This window comes from Rathayibacter sp. PhB151 (genome assembly GCF_004366415.1).
Classification (GTDB): domain Bacteria; phylum Actinomycetota; class Actinomycetes; order Actinomycetales; family Microbacteriaceae; genus Rathayibacter; species Rathayibacter festucae.
Genome location: NZ_SOEN01000001.1, coordinates 15567 through 33210, shown reverse-complemented (window position 1 = coordinate 33210; position 17644 = coordinate 15567). Strand labels below are relative to the sequence as shown.

Genomic DNA, 17644 nt, shown 5'->3' with positions numbered 1-17644 from the left:
CTTCAGCAGTGAGCCGCTCGGCTCTCGATCCGATCGGCTTCGAAGATCTTCAGGGGGGATTCGCGCGTCGGCTGCCAGGCTCTCGACCCGAGACGAGGTGAGGTCCACTCACCTGTCCGTCGACAGGCAGGAGTGGGCAGTGCAGCACACGGAGTTCCGCAGGAGCGCGACCGGCGATCGGAGCCGCGGGCGGCGCGTGCCGCTCCTCGCCGTCGCCGCCCTGATCGCCCCGCTCCTGGCGCCGGTCGCGGGCGCGGTTCCGACGGCGCCCACCGTCGAGCGGGTCGCCGCCGCGACCGCCGATGCCGCTGAAGCCTCCACCGACGCCGACGCCGCGTCCCTCGCGAGAACGTTCGACCACGGTGTCGTGGTCAGCAGCAGGACGACCGCGACCGAGATCACGACGGCCCTGCCCGACGGCACGATGCAGTACGTCGCGAGCACGGAGCCGCAGCGCGTCGAGCGGAACGGCTCGTGGATCGACGTGGACACCAGGATGTCCCGGACAGCGGACGGCTCGATCGAGCCGGCAGTCGCCACGGTGCCCGTCCGATTCTCGGGCGGCGGCGATCGGAAGCTGGCACAGATCCGGACGGCGACGGGCGCCTGGCTGTCGATGAACTGGGAGCACGGCGTGCTGCCGAGCCCGGTTCTGGACGGCTCGACGGCGCTGTACCGGGACGTCTTCCCCGAGGTGGACCTCCGGGTCACGTCGACCAACGTCGGGATGTCGCAGGTCCTGATCGTGAAGACGCCGGAGGCCGCCACGAATCCGGAGCTCGACACCGTCCGCTTCGAGTTCGACGGCGGCGAGGTCTCTCGGGAGGCCGACGGCGGCCTGTCGGCGGAGATCGACGGGACGGACTCCGCCCTCGTCGCTAGCGCACCGACCTGGTGGGACTCGTCCTCCGTCGACGGGGGAAGCCGACCGACGGGCGACGCACCCGAGTCGAGCACGGTCCCGACGAGCACGACGGGAGACACCCTGTCCCTGGACGTCGACTCCGTTCTCGCGACTCCCGGCCTCGACTTTCCCGTCTTCATCGACCCGGACTTCTCCGGCACTCGCGCTCACTCCTGGTGGGTGGCGTCCAACCTGCCGAACGCCTCGTTCCTCGATGGGCAGGGCAACGACGGCCGCGGGCAGTCCGTCGGCTCCGTCGACGATCCCGCGGGGGACATCCGCAGCGCCCGATCCTTCTTCCTGATGCCCACCGAGGGCATCAAGGGCGCGGACATCATCAGCGCGAGCTTCAGCGCGCACGAGATCTGGTCCTGGAACTGCACCGCGACACCGGTCGAGCTCTGGTGGACGGGCAGCATGCGCGAGGGCGCGACCTGGAACGAATCGGGTGGCGGGAACTGGATCCAGAAGCTCGACACCGTCGTCGCGTCCGGGCGGCGAGGCGCGGCGGACTGCCCGGAGAAGAACGTCGGATGGAACGCCTCCGAGGGGGCGAAGGTCGCCGCCGGCTCGAACGCCGACTCCCTCACCTTCGGTCTGCGAGCGCCGGACGAGGCCGCCCACAGCCAGTGGAAGCGGTTCGATCCCTCCGCCTCCTTGACCGTCACGTACGACCGCAGGCCGGACTCGCCGACGAACGTCGCGATGTCGACACCCGATCGCGGCTGCGGCGTCGCCTCCGATCCTGCCTGGGTGACCAACCGCACCGCGCTCGTCCTCCGCGCGACGATGCACGACCCCGACGGCGATCCGATGTACGGGCGCTTCCAGGTCGTGACGGCGAGCAACGGCGGCACCGGCCACGACGCCCCGCCCGATGCGGGCAGGGTCGTGTTCGCCACCACGCCGATCGAGCCCGACGGCTGGGACCGCACGATGACGATCGACGCCGGCACACTGGCGGACGGACGCTACGCCTGGTCGGCCCGCGCGGACGACGTTCGTCTGCAGTCGGACGACTCCCCGTGGTGCTACTTCACCGTCCGCAGCAGCGGCCCCTCGACCCTTCCGACGATCACGAACGACGCCGGCCCCGCGGGGTACACCGTGGGCCGGCCGTTCACCGTCCACTTCGAGGCACCGGCCGAGGACGGGGTGGACAGGTTCCTCTACCGCTGGGTCCCCTCCGACGGGGTGCCGGGCGACTACAGCCTGAAGACCGAGGTCGACGCGCTGCCCGCCTGCGGGAGCAGCAGCGGGGAGACCCACGTCGTCTGCCTGGACGCCTCCGGCCGGTCGGCGACGGTCACGGTCACGCCGATCGCCGAGGTCTCGACGCTCGTCGTCACGAGCGTCGACAAGGTCGGCAGCTGGGCGAACGTCCCCAACGCCGACGGCACTCGATCCACCGTCGCACAGCTCAGGATCGCCGCCTCCGCCGACCCGACGACCCCCACCCGTCCGCAGACCCCCGCCTCGGTCGCCCCGCACCCGCTTGACCACTAGTCCGTCTCCGACGGCACACCCTCGAGAAACGGGCCTTCCTGTGGCATCTCCGAACTCCCTCCTCCGTCGCGCCCGCTTCCGGCGCCTCCTCGCCTCGACGGTCAGTGCCGTGCTGGTCGTCACGGTCCTCTCCGTGACACCTGCCCACGCCGCCGAGGTCGTGCCGCCGGTCGACCGCGGCGTCCTCGTCGACGTCGATGCGATCGCCGGACGCGAGTCCGACGGGGAAGCGGCACCCGCTCCACTCGTGGACGAGGCAGCACTGCCGGAGCCGGAGTCGTTCGACGTCGATCTGTCAGCCGAGACCTCCTCTCCCTCGTCGCCGGACGCCGCGTCGCCCGCTGCGGCGTCGCCCGCTGCGGCGTCGACGGCGATGCGCCTCGCGGCCCTCCTGTCAGCAGACGAACCGGAGGCAGGGGCGCACACCTCCTCGACGGAGCTCGGCGACACGGGCATCACGGTCCAGGCGAGTCCGGCGGAGGGCTCTCCCGCCGTCGAGTCGGTGTCCGTCTCGATCCTCAGCGCCGAGGAGGCGGCGGCGAAGGGTGCGACCGGTCTGACCCTCGAGGTGTCCCGCACGGACGGGACGACCGCAGCGGGCGTCGTCGAGCTGTCGGTGCCGGACGAGCTGACGTCGGCCCTCTACGGCGGGGACTACGCCTCGCGGGTGTCCTGGGTGCAGATCCCGGGCACTCCCTCGACGGCGACAGCCGCGCCGGCGTCGGCGATCAGGACGGCGGCGGCGATCGCTCCCCGCAGAGCAGCGGCGACACCGGTGGCGTCGAAGAGCACCGGCGGAGCGAGCGTCATGAGGGTGCAGGCGGACGCGACGCCGACCGTGGTGACCGCGGCCGCGGCGGCGAGCTCGGCGGCGGGGAACGGCGACTACCGGGCGACCTCGCTCGCGCCGTCGAGCACCTGGGACGTCAGCGCCCAGACCGGCGCCTTCGTCTGGAGCTACCCGCTGGCCGTCCCACCCCCGGCGGCCGGCCCGCAGCCGGAGCTCGCTCTCGCCTACGACTCGCAGAGCGTCGACGGCCGCACCGCCTCCACCAACAACCAGACCTCGGTCGTCGGCGAGGGCTGGGACTTGGCGGGCAGCGGCTTCATCGAGCGCAGCTATCTCCCCTGCGCCCTCGAGGACGCGGCCGGCCGCGATGCGAAGGCGTCCGGCGATCTCTGCTGGAAGACCGACAACGCGACCCTGTCGTTCGGCGGCCACTCCGGCGTGCTCGTCCGCGACGGGACGACGAACATCTGGAAGCTCGAGCAGGACGACGGGTCCCGGATCGAGAAGCTCACCGGATCCGCCGAGTGCGCCGGCAACGGCGCGAAGGACGCCGAGTGCTGGCGGATGACCACCACCGACGGCACCCAGTACTTCTTCGGCCGGAACCGCCTCCCGGGCTGGTCGCCGGGCAGTCCCGAGACGAAGTCGGTCTTCACCGCGCCCGTCTTCGGCGACGACGCGGGCGAGCCCTGCCACGGCTCGACCTTCGCATCGTCGTCCTGCGCGCAGGCGTGGCGCTGGAACCTCGACTACGTCGTCGACACGCACGGCAACGCCGAGGTCTTCTCCTACGCCCAGGAGACCAATCGCTTCCGATCGACGGCCGGCACCGGCCCGACCGGCTACGTCCGCGGCGGCGCTCTGACGAGCATCGAGTACGGCCTGACCGAGGGCACCGTCTACGCCGCGAACGCCGCGACCGGGAAGGTGACCTTCGGCTACAGCGCCACCGGCCGCTGCAACGCCTCCGACGCGAGCGCGTGCGCACCGCTGGCCCTCGGCGGCGACGTCCGGACACCGGGCGTGGACGGCGCCGCAGGAAGCGCGAGCGTCTACCCCGACGTCCCGTTCGACCTCAACTGCACGACCGGCAGCTGCGACGGCCAGCGCTCGCCCACCTTCTGGACGACCGCGCGCCTGGACACCGTCACCACCCAGGTCCGCACCCCCTCCGCCTACGCCACCGTCGACACCTGGACGCTCGGCCACTCCTTCCCCGACACGGGCGACGGCACCGACCCCGCCCTCTGGCTCGACTCGATCGCGCACGCCGGCGGCAGCGGCGCGAGCACGCTGCAGGAGGGGACGACGACCTTCTCCGGCCGACAGCTCCAGAACCGGGCACGAGCCGCGATCGGCTACGCGCTCCTCAACAAGATGCGGCTGAACGCGGTCCGGCTGCCCACCGGCGGCGGGATCAGCGTCACCTACCTCGCCCCCGAGTGCGACGACCCCGCCGTCCAGTCCGCGGTGCTCGGCGATCTCGCCGGGAACACCAGACGCTGCTTCCCGCAGTGGTGGACGCCGAAGGTCACCGGAGCGGTGCCGCGCCTGGACCTCTTCAACGCCTACGTCGTCGGCACGATGCTCGAGAGCCCGCAGACCGACGGCGCCGTCGACCCGACGAAGGTGTCCACCTACGACTACAGCGGAGGGGTGGCCTGGCGCTACGACCGGAACCCCCTGCTGCCGGAGGCGAAGCGCACCTGGTCGGAGTACGCCGGCTACGCGCAGCTGAGCGTCCGGGTCGGCGATCCGGGCACCTCGGACAAGCGGGTCCGGACCGACTACGTCTTCTACCGGGGACTGAACGGAGACCGGGGCAAGCCGGGCGCGCGCATGGTCCCCGGCACCGAGGCACCCGACGACCGGTGGCTCGCCGGCCGGGTGCGCGAGGTGAGGACGTACGTCGACGACACGGTGCTCACCGGCACGGTGACGACGCCGTGGGCCTCCGCCGTCGGCGCCGACGACGGTGCACGGCAGTCCCGGAAGCTCGGCGACGGGACCGTCCAGGTCACGGAGCGCCTCTCGACCGGCGGCGACCGGATGACCACGACGACGACCGCCTTCGACCCGACCTACGGCTACCCGACCGCGGTCAGCGTCGTCGCACCCGCTGGAGAGCTCTCCAGCTGCACGATCACGAGCTACGCCGCCGCGAACACGACGGCCTGGATCATCGGGCTCTCCAGCGAGGTCCTGAAGCTCGGGAAGGCCTGCGGCGTCGACGCGAGCTACCCCGACGACGTCATCGTCCAGACCCGGGCGGCGTACGACGGAGCGGAGGCCGGCGCCGCACCGTCGCGTGGCGACGCCACCGGCAACTGGGTCGCCGCGTCGTACTCCGGATACACGCCGACCTGGCTGCGGACCAGCACCACCGGCTACGACGCCCTCGGCCGTGTCACCTCGGTCGCCGACGTCGCGCAGCGCACCACGACGACCGCGTACACCCCGGCGGCGGGTGCGGCCGCGGGCTCCGGAGCCCCGACGCAGATCGTCGTCACCAACCCGAAGGGCTGGCAGAGCGTCACCGCGCTCGACCCCGCCCGCGGCCAGGCCACGACGAGCACCGATCCGAACGGCCGGATCACCTCGACCGACCACGACGCCCTCGGCCGGCTGACGGCGGTCTGGCAGCCGGGCCGGCTGAAGACGGAGAACCCGGACTCCCCGAGCATCGGCTTCAGCTACGCGATCAACGCGACCGGGATCTCCACTGTGGAGACGTCGACGATCTCGGCCGGGCAGGTCCTGAAGAAGCTCGACGTCTACGACGGCCTCGGCCGGGTCGTGCAGTCCCGGACCCCCGGGCCCGAGAACAGCACGGTCGTGGCGGACAGCCAGTACGACAGCCTCGGGCAGATCATCGCCACCAACGGACCGTACGGCGCGAACAAGGAGTACTCGAGCAGCGCCGTGGTGCTGCAGGCCTACTCGTCCAACAACATCCCGACCCGCACCGTCCACTCCTACGACTCGGCGGGCAGGATCACCGCCTCCTCGCTCTACGAGGTCGGCAACAATCTCCGCTCGACGACCACGACCCGCTACTCCGGAGTCGACCGCGTCGACGTCACGCCGCCCGCCGGCGCCACCGCGCAGACGACCTACACCGACGCTCGGGGCCTCACCAGCCGACTCGTCCAGTGGCAGGGAGCCGTCGACTCCGCCTCGCCGATCACCACCTCATACAGCTACACCGCTCAGGGCCGGATGGCGACCATGAAGGACCAGAACGGCAGCACCTGGTCCTGGAGCTACGACGTCCGCGGACGCAAGACCGGCTCCAGCGATCCCGACACCGGGTCCTCGAGCTTCACCTACGACGACGCCGGCAACGTGCTCACCTCGGTGGACGGACGTGGAGTCGCTCTCGCGTACCGCTACGACGAGCTCGACCGGAAGGTGGCGCAGCTCGACGGCGCCGGCGCCCAGCTCGCCGGCTGGACCTACGACCTCCGCGCCAAGGGGCAGCTCGCCGCCTCGTCGAGCACGGTCGACGGCAAGACCTACCTGAAGAGCATCGACGCGATCGACGCCGGGTACCGGCCGACCAGCGTCACGACCTCGATCCCCGAGGGCGCGCCGGCCTTCTCCGGCTTCCGATACACGCAAGGGCTCGAGTACTACCGGGACGGGGCGCTGAAGAAGTCGATCCTCCCGGCCGTCGCCGGGCTGCCCGGACAGCCGGGCCTCCCCGCGGAGACGGTGGAGACCCGCTACGACTCCCTCGGGCTCGTCGCCGGCTCGACCGGACTCCGCGACTACGTGAGCAAGGTCGTCCTGACCAACACCGGCGACGTCGCCCAGTTCCAGAGCGACCCGGACCCGGGCGCGGCCGGGCACACGAAGATGTTCACCACCACCGACCACGACGGCGCGACCGGGCGGATCACCGCGATCCGCAACCTCACCATCGGCACGCGGGGGGCGTTCACGGTCGCGGACCGCACGATCGGCCGCAACCCCGCGGGTGGCATCACGTCGATCCGCACCCGGATCGGCGACCCCGGCATCGACACCGTCACGCCGTCCCCCGCGGACACTGCGGCGCAGGAGATGCAGTGCTTCGCGTACGACGCCCTGCAGAACCTGAAGGACGCGTGGACCCCGGCATCGGCCGACGGGACCTGGACGTGCGGTGACAGCGGCGAGGGAGTCGCACTCGGCGGGTCGGCCGCATACCGGACGACCTACACGGTCGATCCGGTCACCGGGAATCGGACGACGCAGACGACGGCCGCGGCGGCGGGCGGCGGAGTCGCTTCGACCACGGACTACAGCTACGGTGCGGCCGGGCACGCCCACGCGGTGAGCGCGAGGGCGCAGACCACCGGAGCCGGAGCGCCGGCGACGAGCAGCTACGCCTACGACGGCGCGGGCAACACGGTGAGCCGGCCCGGCCAGACCCTGAACTGGGACGCGCGCGGGAAGCTGAGCGGTGTGGTGGCGGGTCCGACCACCCAGGCGAACGTCTACGACGCGTCGGGCGACCTCCTGCTGCGCGTCGACTCCGGCGAAGGGGCGCGCCTCTTCCTGGGCGACACCGTGCTGCAGCGGAAGCCGGGCTCCTCGACCACCTCCGGGACCCGCACCTACAGCTTCAACGGCGCCGCCGTCGCGGAGCGGACCACGACCGACGCCGCACCCGCGGTGAGCACCGTCGTCTGGCTCGCGACCGACACGGTGGGAACGGCGTCCGTCTCCGTCGACCAGGCCACCGGATCCGTCCGCCGGCGATTCATGGACGCCTACGGCAACAGCCGAGGGCCCGGATCCGGATGGACGTCGAGCAACGCGTACCTGAACGCGCCGAGGTCGTCCGCCAGCGGCCTGACGCATCTCGGGGCGCGGGAGTACGACCCGGGCCTCGGGAAGTTCGTCAGCGTCGACCCGGTCCTGTCGCCGTTCGAGCCGCAGCAGAACAACGGGTACTCGTACTCGTCGAACTCGCCCGTGACACTGTCCGACGCGTCCGGCCTGCGTCCCCTCGGAACCTTCGACAACGCGAACGGCTACGGCAACGCGCCGAATGCGGCCCCGAAGCCCAAGCCCAGATCGGGGAGCGCAGCGCCCGCGCCCGCGGGCCGCCCGAGCGTCGACCAGCGACGCGACGAGTCCCTCGCGCGGCACTCCGGCCCTGCGGGGAAGGCGACGACGCTCGCTCCCCCGATGGCGCCCACGTGGCAGGCGCCCGGATGGGACGTCGAGATACCTGCCGTTCCGTGGGCCGCAGCCGGGCGATTCTTCGGCGCAGCCGGCGCCGTCGGCCTCGTGCTGTCGATGTCCGGAGACTCGACCGGCGCGAATGACGGGGCCGCGGAGGCCGAGGACCCAACTCAGCACTCGGACTGCCCCTTGGTGATGCCGGATTGCAGCGAGGAAGATGACGGCGCAAGCGACGGAGCGTCTGAGCAGGCTCGTAACATTGCAGACCACTCTCGTCAACGATTGTTTCAGGGAGACATGGACCATCAGATCGATGGCTTTGATCATCAAGACCTAATCAAATACGTCGACGACATCCTCGACGGAAATATCGCGAGCGAGGCCCGCTATCTCCAGCGAGGGCGGGTCGGCCACTGGGACGCCGAGCGGGGCGTGGTTGTGATTGAAGAGGGAAATGGTGGCTCTGTATTCAGGCCAGAGGAAGGTGAAAGATATTTCCGCAAAACATTGCAGTAAAGTCGAGGGTGGGGATGTGAAGCATATCAAATTCGAATCACTAGACATCGCCCTACGCCTATTCGGCGAGTCTACGCGACTTCCTCGAGCAACTCGTGAAGAAATAGGTATTACGAATGACGAAGTCGAATTCTACTTCGATCTCAATGACCGAACACGACAATGCGCCAGGCACGCCGGCGGCGTCCATGAGGTATTGATCGATTTCGTTGAAGTAGACGCGGCGGAACTTGTCGCTCGTGAAGGAGAGATTGACGACCGGTCTCATCATCCAGATTCGAGGCGAGAACGAACCATTCTCAGAATAAGAATTCCCGTGAGTCTTGCACGCAAGCTATATGCACTATTACACGCGACGGTAGTCTTTCACAGATGGCCCGAGCTCTGGTACACGACCGGCACTCATGCATGGGAGATGTCGAATGTCTTTTTCGATCTTTTCGGCAAAGAAGAGCCGACCTTCGCCGATCTGCGAGAAGGACGGACCAATTACGAATGATGCTTCCAGCACCGTCACCGAGAAAAAGGGGAGCGATGTGAACGGACATGCAGCGAGGATCGTCATTATCCGAGGCTGCTCATCGCAAGCACTGGCGAGGAAATGAATATTGCACCTTATACGGGAAGGCCGTGGCTGTTCGACATTGAGGCCGGAGATCTGCATTTGGCGAACCTCATCGATGTGACGGAGACGGACGGCGGGCTGATCGAACTTCACGCGAGCGGGATGCGGACCGTCGAGCACCTCTGGGACTGCTACGGACGTGCGCTGGAGTTCCCGTGGAGGGTCGAGAACTGGCCCTCGTTCGCGGAGCAGATGAGAGACCTGTCCTGGTACCAGGCCTTCTCTTTTCTGATTCTCATTCGCGGATCGGGCGAGCTGTTGGCGGACGACCCGGGAGAACGCGAGACGTTCCGACGGATATCGAGCATCATCGGGCAGGCCTGGGAGAACTCTCCGGTGAGGTCGTACAGCTTCACCACCGTCCTGCTCGAGCGTTGAGCTGAACCCACTGCTGAAGCCAGGGCATCGTGGGGCATAACGCGCATTCGGAGCAGGGCATCGTTCGACAGAAAAGAAGGAATAGAGGTGCGAACATGAGCAACGAGATCGTCCATTCCTTCGCAATCGCGCGCGATCATGGGGTGAACCTGACCAGCGAAGGTAGACGCGACTATTCGTCGGCCAATTCTGCCGATCCGCCTTCGGACTTCAGCGAGCCTTCGGGACGACTCTTCGCACACAGAGAAGGACCCGATGACTGAGGCTGACTGCACGCCCGGCCGGACCGTCGTCGTCTCGTGGAAGACGTTCGACGTCGCGGCCGGCATCGTCCTCCAAGCGACGCGCTTGCCCGCGTGGCAACGTGACGAGCTGCAGTTCTCCGGCGAGAGGAAGCACTCACTGCTCGCGCTGATGATGCTGACGCGAAGCGAACAGGCGCATTTCAAGAACGACGACGTCGTCGAAGTGACGATCACCGACGGACCCAGCGAACCGAGCACGCCGGCGGAGATCCGACCGGATCATCACGGTGGACGCCGACTCCGCACGACGCTGCCCCCGGCTGCCGCGAGAATCGTCCGCCGACTGCTCCGCGCGACGGTCCTCCATCACCGCTGGCCGGAGCTGCACTTCACGACGGGCTTCACGGCCGTCGAGGTGAGCGCCGCGATCGCCGAGATCTTCGGCCGGCCCGATCCGGCCATCGAGCAGCTGGCCGCGGCTGAGCGCGCGTCCGGTGAGCCGGACCGCCGACCGGCCGATCCGCCCGCGTCGCCACCCGCGAGCGCCGTCGCCCGGGCGGATCCGCCGGGAGCGAACCGTTAGGGGATGCGTCGTCCGCGTGCCAGGATGGACCGTCAATCCCCCCTGCTATCCCCTTGGGAGCCCCTCCGGCATGTGCGGAATCGTTGGGATCGTGTCCTCCGGGCCGGTCAACCAGTCCATCTACGACAGCCTCTCCCTCCTGCAGCACCGCGGCCAGGACTCGACCGGCATCGCGACCGCCGACGGCAGCACGCTGCACATCAAGAAGGCGGCGGGCCAGGTCCGCGAGGCGTTCCGCACCCGCGACATGCGCTCGCTGCTCGGCACGATGGGCCTCGGGCACGTCCGCTACGCCACCAAGGGCAACGCGGAGCGCGAGGAGGAGGCGCAGCCGTTCTACGTGAACGCGCCGTACGGCATCATCCTCATCCACAACGGCAACCTGACGAACACGCGCGAGCTCACCGAGGAGCTCTTCACCGTCGATCGCCGCCACCTCAACACCACCTCCGACACCGAGCTGCTGGTCAACGTCCTCGCGAACGAGCTGCAGGCCTCGATCTCGGGCCGCGACCTCGACGCGGACGAGGTGTTCGACGCCGTCGCCCGCGTGCACGAGCGGGTCGAGGGCTCCTACGCCACCATCGCACTGATCGCCGGTCACGGGCTGCTCGCGTTCCGCGACCCGTTCGGCATCCGGCCGCTGATCGTCGGCCGCCGGTTCAACGTGAACGGGCCGGACGACTGGGTGGTCGCCTCCGAGTCGCTCGTCCTCGAGGCGCAGGGCTTCGAGATCGTCCGGGACGTCGCTCCGGGTGAGGCGATCTTCATCACCCCCGACGGCCGGATGACCAGCCGCCAGTGCGCGAAGAACCCGCGCCTCATCCCGTGCTCGTTCGAGTACGTCTACCTCGCGCGGCCCGACTCGATCCTCTCCGGGATCTCGGTCTACGAAGCCCGGCTGCGCCTCGGCGACCGCCTCGCCGACACCATCGCCGAGTACACGCCGGGTGGGGCGATCGACGTGGTCATGCCGATCCCGGACTCCTCGCGCCCCGCCGCGATGCAGGTCGCGCAGAAGCTGGGCATCCCGTACCGCGAGGGCTTCTACAAGAACCGCTACGTCGGCCGGACGTTCATCATGCCCGGGCAGGCGGTGCGCAAGAAGTCGGTGCGGCAGAAGCTCAACGCGATGTCGAGCGAGTTCAAGGGCAAGAACGTGCTGATCGTCGACGACTCGATCGTGCGCGGCACGACGTCGAAGGAGATCGTCGACATGGCCCGCACGGCCGGCGCGAACAGCGTCACCTTCGCGTCCGCGGCGCCGCCGGTGCGCTACCCGCACGTCTACGGCATCAACATGCCGTCGCGGCAGGAGCTCGTCGCGCACAACCGCCGGATCCCCGAGATCTCGGAGGCGATCGGCGCCGACTACCTGATCTACCAGGAGGTCGCCGACATGAAGGCGGCGATCCTGGAGGGCTCGGACGTCACCGACCTCGAGACCAGCTGCTTCACCGGCGAGTACGTCACCGGCACCGTCACGCCGGAGTACCTCGACTGGGTGGAGCGCACGCAGCTGAGCTGACGCTGGGAGAGCGCGCATCCGGCAGGCACAGCGCCCGGATGCGCGCAACGGGGTGCCGTGCGGCGACGGATCGTCCATGATCGTGGAGCGCCGCTCCGTGCGCCCGAGACGAGGAGTCCCCGTGATCTACCGCCTGCTGCCCCTGCTCCTGACGTTCATCGCGGGTCGCCTGAAGAAGTCGCAGAAGGCCAAGCGCGCCACGCAGAACGCCGCGCGCTCGACGAGCCGCAGCAGCCGCAAGCGCCGCTGACCACTCGCTTGTAGAGCGTCGTCTCTAGCGCGTCGAGGCGTCCGGCTCCGTGCCGGGCGCCTCGTTCTCGTCCGGGGCGTCTAGGTCGTCCGTCGGCTCGTCGTCGCGGTCCACCTCGCGGGCGACCGTGCGCTCGGCGGTGGTGCGGACGACGCGGCGGCCGACGACCCGGTCGAGGATCACGACGACGAGCGCGGCGAGACCGCCGAAGATCGTCACGAACAGCAGCAGACTGAAGCCGAAGACCTGCGCCTGGCTGAAGCCCTCGGTCTCGGGCAGCGCGAAGGTGAGCACGAAGGCGACGATCGCGCCGAGGCCCGCGCCGAGCGCGAGGATGCGCCAGACCCGCGGCGAACGGCGGACGTCGACCTCCTCGCGGGTGATCTCGACGTCGTCGGGGCGCGGCGAGGAGTCGAGCGGATCGGTCATGCCTCCATTGTCCCCTGTGCCCGACCGGGCGCGGGCCGAGTGGCGAGGCGGCGGCGGATCGGGTAGCGCGGTCGAGAGGCGGCGGGTCTCCTAGGAAAGATCACCTCATAGGTATGGAAAAACCATGCTGATCGAGTAGCCCGCGCAGCGGGCGTATCGAGATCCATCACCGTCTGCACCTGAGTCTGCAGACCCGCCCTGCTGGTGACGGCGGGTCTCGATACGCCCCTGGCGGGGCTACTCGACCAGCATGACGCGGCGCAGCCGCGTCCCTTTCCCTCACCACCGAGACGCGAAGCGGCTTCGCCGCTCGATACGCCGCTGCGCGGCTACTCGACCAACATGCGAGGGGCGCCGCTTCGCGGCTCCGACGCCGGCCACGAGGGGGGCGCCGCCTCGCGGCTCCGCGGTCAGTCATGAGGGGGTACCGCATCGCGGCTCCGCGGGTGCCGCGTCGCGGCTCCGAGGGCGCGGTCACATGGAGTGGAGGAGCCGGCCCGCCTGGGCGCGGAGCTCGCGGACGACGGTCCGCACGGAGAGCCGCTCCGCGCGGTCGGGGCGCATCAGCGCGACGATGTGGCGCACGGAGTTGACGCCGCGGAGGGGCTTCACGACGATGCCGGCCGTGCCCGCGGTGTAGCGCGGGACCACGGCGATGCCGAGGCCGGCCGCGACGAACGCCTCCGTCACGCGGGTCGAGGCGAAGCGCTGCTCGACGCGGACCGGCTCGCCCGAGGTCGTCTCGATCTCCTGCATGATCCGCTCGAACGGGAAGCCGTCGGGCACGCCGATCCAGGTCTCGCCGACGAGGTCGCCCGCGGTGACGGTCGCACGGTCGGCGAGCCGGTGGCCGAGCGGCAGGGCGATGTCGAGCGGCTCGACCATCAGCTCGGCCATCGCGAGCCCGTGCCCGGCCCAGGCGCTGCGGCCGTTGGGAGAGTGCGCCAGGACGATGTCGAAGTCGGCGGTGAGATCGAGGAACTCGTCGGTCCCGGGATCCGCGTCCTCGCAGTGCACGACGAGCCCCTCGACGCTGCGCAGCGCGACCAGCGCGTCCGGCAGCAGCATCTGCCCGGCCGTCGGGAAGGTCGCGATCGTCACCTCGCCGATCGGGTTGTTCTTGAAGGTCTGCCACACCGCGTCGGCGCGCTCGAGCGCGGTCGCGATCTCGGTGGCGCTGCGGGCCAGCTCGCGGCCGGCCGCAGTGAGGACGACGCCGCGTCCCGAGCGCTCGATCAGCGGAACACCCGCCTCGCGCTCGAGCACCTTGAGCTGCTGCGACACCGCCGAAGGAGTGCGGTGCGTCGCCGCCGCCACCGCGGTGATCGAGCGCCGCATCGAGAGCTCCCGGAGCAGTTCCAGCCGTCGCACGTCCATGTAGGAACGCTACACGTCAGGCCAAGAACAGTGCGATTGTCCTAAGGAACAGAAAGCCCGAGAGTGGACGTTGTACAGAGCATCCCGGCGGATGGATCGCCAAACCTGGCAGACACGTCGGAGCAACGAAAGGCAGAACACTCATGAGCATCGCAATCCTCGTCGTCCTCGGTGCCGTCGCCGCATGGGGCACGGTGTCGACGGTGCTCGTCGCCAGCCGCGACGGATACCGTCAGGTCCCCGTCCGCCACTGAGCCCCGCGCTCCGCGACAGCACCTCATCGCGTTCCGACGCCGTCTCCCCCTCCGGGGAGGCGGCGTTCTCGCGTTGCCGGGGCCGCCCGCGGGTCACGCACGCTCGTGAACGCAGAAGAGGCCCCGCGGCGCGAACCGCGGGGCCTCTTCTGTGCGAGTGCTACTTCGCGGCGGTGCGGCGGCGCAGGCGCGCCACGGTCATGCCGAGTCCGAGCAGCAGCGCCGCGGCACCGGCCGCGAAGGCCGGAGTCGCGTCGACGCCGGTCGCGGCGAGGTGACCGGTCGAGCCGCCCGAGGCGCCCGGGACGGCGGGGGCCGTCGTCGCCGGGGTCGTCGGGATGACGGTCTCGGTGGGCTCCGGGGTCGGGGTCGGCGTGGTGGCGACGGCCGCGACGGCGAAATCGAGGCTGATCGTCGTGCCGGTCGCGTCGCCCAGAGCGAAGCTCGCGGTGTGCGTGGCACCGGCGAGGCTCTCGCCGATCGGCACGGAGACGGAGGCGCGACCCGTCGAGTCGTCGGTCACGGCCCTGGCCGGGTCGATCTCGGCGGTGGTGACGACCGCGTCGTCGACCGAGACGGTCACGACCGTGTCGGTGGGCGCTCCGGTGCTGAACAGCAGCGAGGAGAGGTCGACGGTCATCGTGTCGCCGACCGCGTACTCACCGGACTCGGGCAGGTTGGCGGTGAGGCCGACCGAGCGCTGGACCGGGTCCGGGCTGACCGTTCCGAGGTCCTGGATGTAGGCCACGAACGCGTCGAGGTCGATGCGTCCGGAGTCGGCCGTGCCGACACCCTCGGTGAAGGTGCTGAAGCCGTCGCCACCGGTCGAGAGGAAGTTGTTCGTCACGATCGTGAAGGTCGCCGTCGGGTCGATCGGCTGGTTGTCGAAGAAGACCTCCGAGATGCGCGAGCCGAAGGGAGCGGCCGGGTCGAAGACGTAGGTCAGCGCGGCCGAGGTCGCGAGCTTGAGCTGCGGGTGAGCCGAGCTGCCCACCCACTGCTCCTCGAGCAGGTCCTTGATCTGGGCACCGGTGAGCTGGAGCGTCACGAGGGTGTTCGCGAACGGCTGCGCGTCGGAGGCCTCCGCGTAGGTGACGACGCCGTCGGCGTCGCCCGGGGTCTCAGCACTGGCGGCGAAGTCGAGGTCGTCGCGCAGGCCGCCGGCGTTGGTGAAGGCGATCTGGGTGCCGAGCTCACGGGTGGCCCAGAGCTGCGCGTCGGCGACGAGGTTGCCCAGCGTGGACTCGGAGCCGCGGTTCGTCGTGGTGCCGTCCTCGCGGTAGGCGCGGGAGATGTCGTCGGTGATGGTGCCAACCTGGACGCTGCCGGGAACGATCGCGAACTCGACCGCTTCGTCGACGATGGCAGCGACCTCGGGGTCGGCCGGGAAGGCACCGACGATGGTGGTCTTGGTGGCGTCCGTCGGGTCGGGGACGACCTGCGTGAGCACGACGTTCTCGTTCGTGAGACCGGTGATCTCCTTGGTGGACGGGTCGACGGTCACTGTCATGTGTCCCAGGTTCTCGGCGTAGCTGCCGGTCTGGGAGATGATCGTCGGCTGCGCGCGGCCTGCGTCGACCGAGGTGCTGTACTCCTCGTGGCTGTGCCCCGAGATGATCGCGTCGACGTTCGGAGCGACAGCCGTGACGATCGGGCCGAATCCGGGGTCGGCCTCAGGAGTGTTGGTCTTCGCGGCGTCGGCGTCGGCTCCCTCGTGCAGCAGCAGCACGATGACATCGGCCTCGCCGTTCGCGGCGTCGCCGTCCTGGAGCTCGGTCGCGACCTCGTTCACGTTGTCGATGATCGGCTCGACCGAGAGAGTCGAGATGCCGCCCGGGCTGACCAGCGTCGGGAGGTCCTCGGTGATCGCGCCGATGAAGGCGACCGAGACGCCGCCCTGATCCGCGATGAAGTACGGGTCGTAGGCGCGCTCGCCGGTCGTCGTGTCGAAGAGGTTCGCGTTGACGTAGGGGAAGTCGGACTCGTCGGTCACGCGGCCGTCGACGTCGGCGCGGCCCTTGTCGAACTCGTGGTTGCCGAGCGTGCTGACATCCAGGCCCATCTCGTTGAGAACGTCGAGGGTCGGCTGGTCGTCCTGCACCTTGGAGGTGAAGGTGGAGGCGCCGATGTTGTCGCCGGCCGAGACGAACAGCGTGTTCGGGTTGGCGGCGCGGTAGGAGTCGACTGCGCCGGCGAGGACAGCGGCGCCGGCGGTCGTGCCGTCGGCTTCGATCCGGCCGTGGAAGTCGTTGATCGAGAGGATGTCGATCGCGACATCGCCCTCGGCGGCGCTCGCGGGAGCCGCTCCGAGGAGGGCCGCTCCGGCCACCGCGCTGACGGCGGTGACGGAGAGGAGTCTGGTCAGGCCGCGACGGCCGGGGGTAGTGCTTCGCATCTTTAGGAGGTCTCCAAGCATCGAGCGGCGATTCGGAGAGAACTCCTGCCGCAGTGGGGGAACTTTCCCAGACAACCCGACGCGGGCCTGCCCGTCAAACGTCGATCGGGGCGGCGGCGGTGCGTTTACGAGATGTTAATTCGCCGACGGCCGGCGGACGTGGAGCAGCGGGAGGAACGGCGAGAGATCGGCGCGCACGCCCGAGGCGTGGATCCGGCCGCTCGCGAGGCCCTCGCTCCAGGGCAGGGAGCCGGTCGCGAGGGGCAGCCAGGTGGCGGCGTCCATCTCGATCACGTTCGGCGGCGTGCCGCGGGTGTGGCCCGGGCCCTCGACGCACTGGGCGGCACCGAACGGCGGCACGCGGACCTCGACGCTGCGGCCCGGGACGTTCGTCTCGATGATCTGCAGGAGGAAGCGCACGGCGGTCGCCGTCGTGGTGCGATCGGCCCCGCCGGCGAGCGCCGCCCGCACGGCGTCCTGCCCGGTCGCCTCGTCGATCTTCCCCTTGGCCATGCGACCAGTCTGCCGTGCCGCCCGGCGTCCCCCGTGTCTGCCTGCTCTCGCGAGATGCCACTTGTGCACGCGACACGCCGCAGAAGGCGTGCACAAGTGGCATCTCGCGGAGGAGGGGGCCGGCGCCGGCCGGGGCGGGCGGCGACGGGGCGCGCGGCGGGCGGGGGCGCTCCGGG

General features: G+C 69.9%; 13 protein-coding genes. 7 read left to right on the top strand and 6 right to left on the bottom strand.

Annotation, left to right across the window (positions count from 1 at the left end):
• Positions 1-139 precede the first annotated feature (139 nt).
• Together EDF35_RS00125 and EDF35_RS00115 are read left to right on the top strand one after the other, a co-directional pair.
• Positions 140-2410: a hypothetical protein gene (locus EDF35_RS00125; RefSeq protein WP_133960384.1), complete on the top strand. Its 2271-nt coding sequence runs from the start codon at positions 140-142 to the stop codon at positions 2408-2410.
• A gap of 40 nt (positions 2411-2450) precedes the next feature.
• On the top strand, positions 2451-8891 hold the full coding sequence (locus EDF35_RS00115; RefSeq protein WP_166673965.1) for an RHS repeat-associated core domain-containing protein: 6441 nt from the start codon (positions 2451-2453) through the stop codon (positions 8889-8891).
• A 58-nt stretch (positions 8892-8949) separates the two neighbouring features.
• Here EDF35_RS00115 and EDF35_RS20555 read toward each other — a convergent pair whose 3' ends face one another.
• Positions 8950-9159, bottom strand: a complete 210-nt coding sequence (locus EDF35_RS20555) for a hypothetical protein (protein ID WP_148059242.1) — start codon at positions 9157-9159, stop codon at positions 8950-8952.
• Between the two features lie 78 nt (positions 9160-9237).
• On the bottom strand, positions 9238-9456 hold the full coding sequence (locus EDF35_RS20550) for a hypothetical protein (protein ID WP_148059241.1): 219 nt from the start codon (positions 9454-9456) through the stop codon (positions 9238-9240).
• A gap of 99 nt (positions 9457-9555) precedes the next feature.
• On the opposite strand from EDF35_RS20550, the gene EDF35_RS00105 reads away from it, so the two are divergent.
• From EDF35_RS00105 to EDF35_RS21345, 5 genes are all read left to right on the top strand, one after another.
• Positions 9556-9894 (top strand): barstar family protein, encoded by a 339-nt coding sequence (locus tag EDF35_RS00105; protein WP_166673964.1) that lies wholly within the window; start codon positions 9556-9558, stop codon positions 9892-9894.
• A gap of 95 nt (positions 9895-9989) precedes the next feature.
• Positions 9990-10157, top strand: a complete 168-nt coding sequence (locus EDF35_RS20545; RefSeq protein WP_166673963.1) for a hypothetical protein — start codon at positions 9990-9992, stop codon at positions 10155-10157.
• Complete coding sequence (locus EDF35_RS00100) at positions 10150-10722, top strand: hypothetical protein (RefSeq protein ID WP_133960379.1); 573 nt, start codon at positions 10150-10152, stop codon at positions 10720-10722. The genes EDF35_RS20545 and EDF35_RS00100 overlap by 8 nt, the downstream gene beginning before the upstream one ends.
• A gap of 70 nt (positions 10723-10792) precedes the next feature.
• Positions 10793-12250, top strand: a complete 1458-nt coding sequence (purF, locus tag EDF35_RS00095) for an amidophosphoribosyltransferase (RefSeq protein WP_123448060.1) — start codon at positions 10793-10795, stop codon at positions 12248-12250.
• A 121-nt stretch (positions 12251-12371) separates the two neighbouring features.
• A complete protein-coding gene (locus tag EDF35_RS21345; RefSeq protein ID WP_260303555.1) occupies positions 12372-12500 on the top strand; it encodes a hypothetical protein in 129 nt (42 codons plus the stop codon).
• Between the two features lie 24 nt (positions 12501-12524).
• Here EDF35_RS21345 and EDF35_RS00090 read toward each other — a convergent pair whose 3' ends face one another.
• From EDF35_RS00090 to EDF35_RS00075, 4 genes are all read right to left on the bottom strand, one after another.
• Positions 12525-12929, bottom strand: a complete 405-nt coding sequence (locus tag EDF35_RS00090) for a hypothetical protein (RefSeq protein ID WP_123706300.1) — start codon at positions 12927-12929, stop codon at positions 12525-12527.
• 474 nt (positions 12930-13403) lie between these two features.
• Positions 13404-14306: a LysR family transcriptional regulator gene (locus EDF35_RS00085; protein ID WP_127887736.1), complete on the bottom strand. Its 903-nt coding sequence runs from the start codon at positions 14304-14306 to the stop codon at positions 13404-13406.
• Between the two features lie 414 nt (positions 14307-14720).
• A complete protein-coding gene (locus tag EDF35_RS00080; RefSeq protein WP_133960378.1) occupies positions 14721-16955 on the bottom strand; it encodes a bifunctional UDP-sugar hydrolase/5'-nucleotidase in 2235 nt (744 codons plus the stop codon).
• Between the two features lie 135 nt (positions 16956-17090).
• Entirely contained in the window at positions 17091-17468 is a 378-nt protein-coding gene (locus tag EDF35_RS00075; RefSeq protein ID WP_123732481.1) for a sterol carrier family protein, read from the bottom strand.
• Positions 17469-17644 lie beyond the last annotated feature (176 nt).

Coding starts and splice junctions, on each gene's coding strand:
- EDF35_RS20555 (WP_148059242.1), bottom strand. CDS start 9,159: ATGAGACCGGTCGTCAATCTCTCCTTCACGAGCGACAAGTTCCGCCGC.
- EDF35_RS20550 (WP_148059241.1), bottom strand. CDS start 9,456: ATGACGATCCTCGCTGCATGTCCGTTCACATCGCTCCCCTTTTTCTCG.
- EDF35_RS20545 (WP_166673963.1), top strand. CDS start 9,990: ATGAGCAACGAGATCGTCCATTCCTTCGCAATCGCGCGCGATCATGGG.
- EDF35_RS00100 (WP_133960379.1), top strand. CDS start 10,150: ATGACTGAGGCTGACTGCACGCCCGGCCGGACCGTCGTCGTCTCGTGG.
- purF (WP_123448060.1), top strand. CDS start 10,793: ATGTGCGGAATCGTTGGGATCGTGTCCTCCGGGCCGGTCAACCAGTCC.
- EDF35_RS00090 (WP_123706300.1), bottom strand. CDS start 12,929: ATGACCGATCCGCTCGACTCCTCGCCGCGCCCCGACGACGTCGAGATC.
- EDF35_RS00085 (WP_127887736.1), bottom strand. CDS start 14,306: ATGGACGTGCGACGGCTGGAACTGCTCCGGGAGCTCTCGATGCGGCGC.
- EDF35_RS00080 (WP_133960378.1), bottom strand. CDS start 16,955: ATGCGAAGCACTACCCCCGGCCGTCGCGGCCTGACCAGACTCCTCTCC.
- EDF35_RS00075 (WP_123732481.1), bottom strand. CDS start 17,468: ATGGCCAAGGGGAAGATCGACGAGGCGACCGGGCAGGACGCCGTGCGG.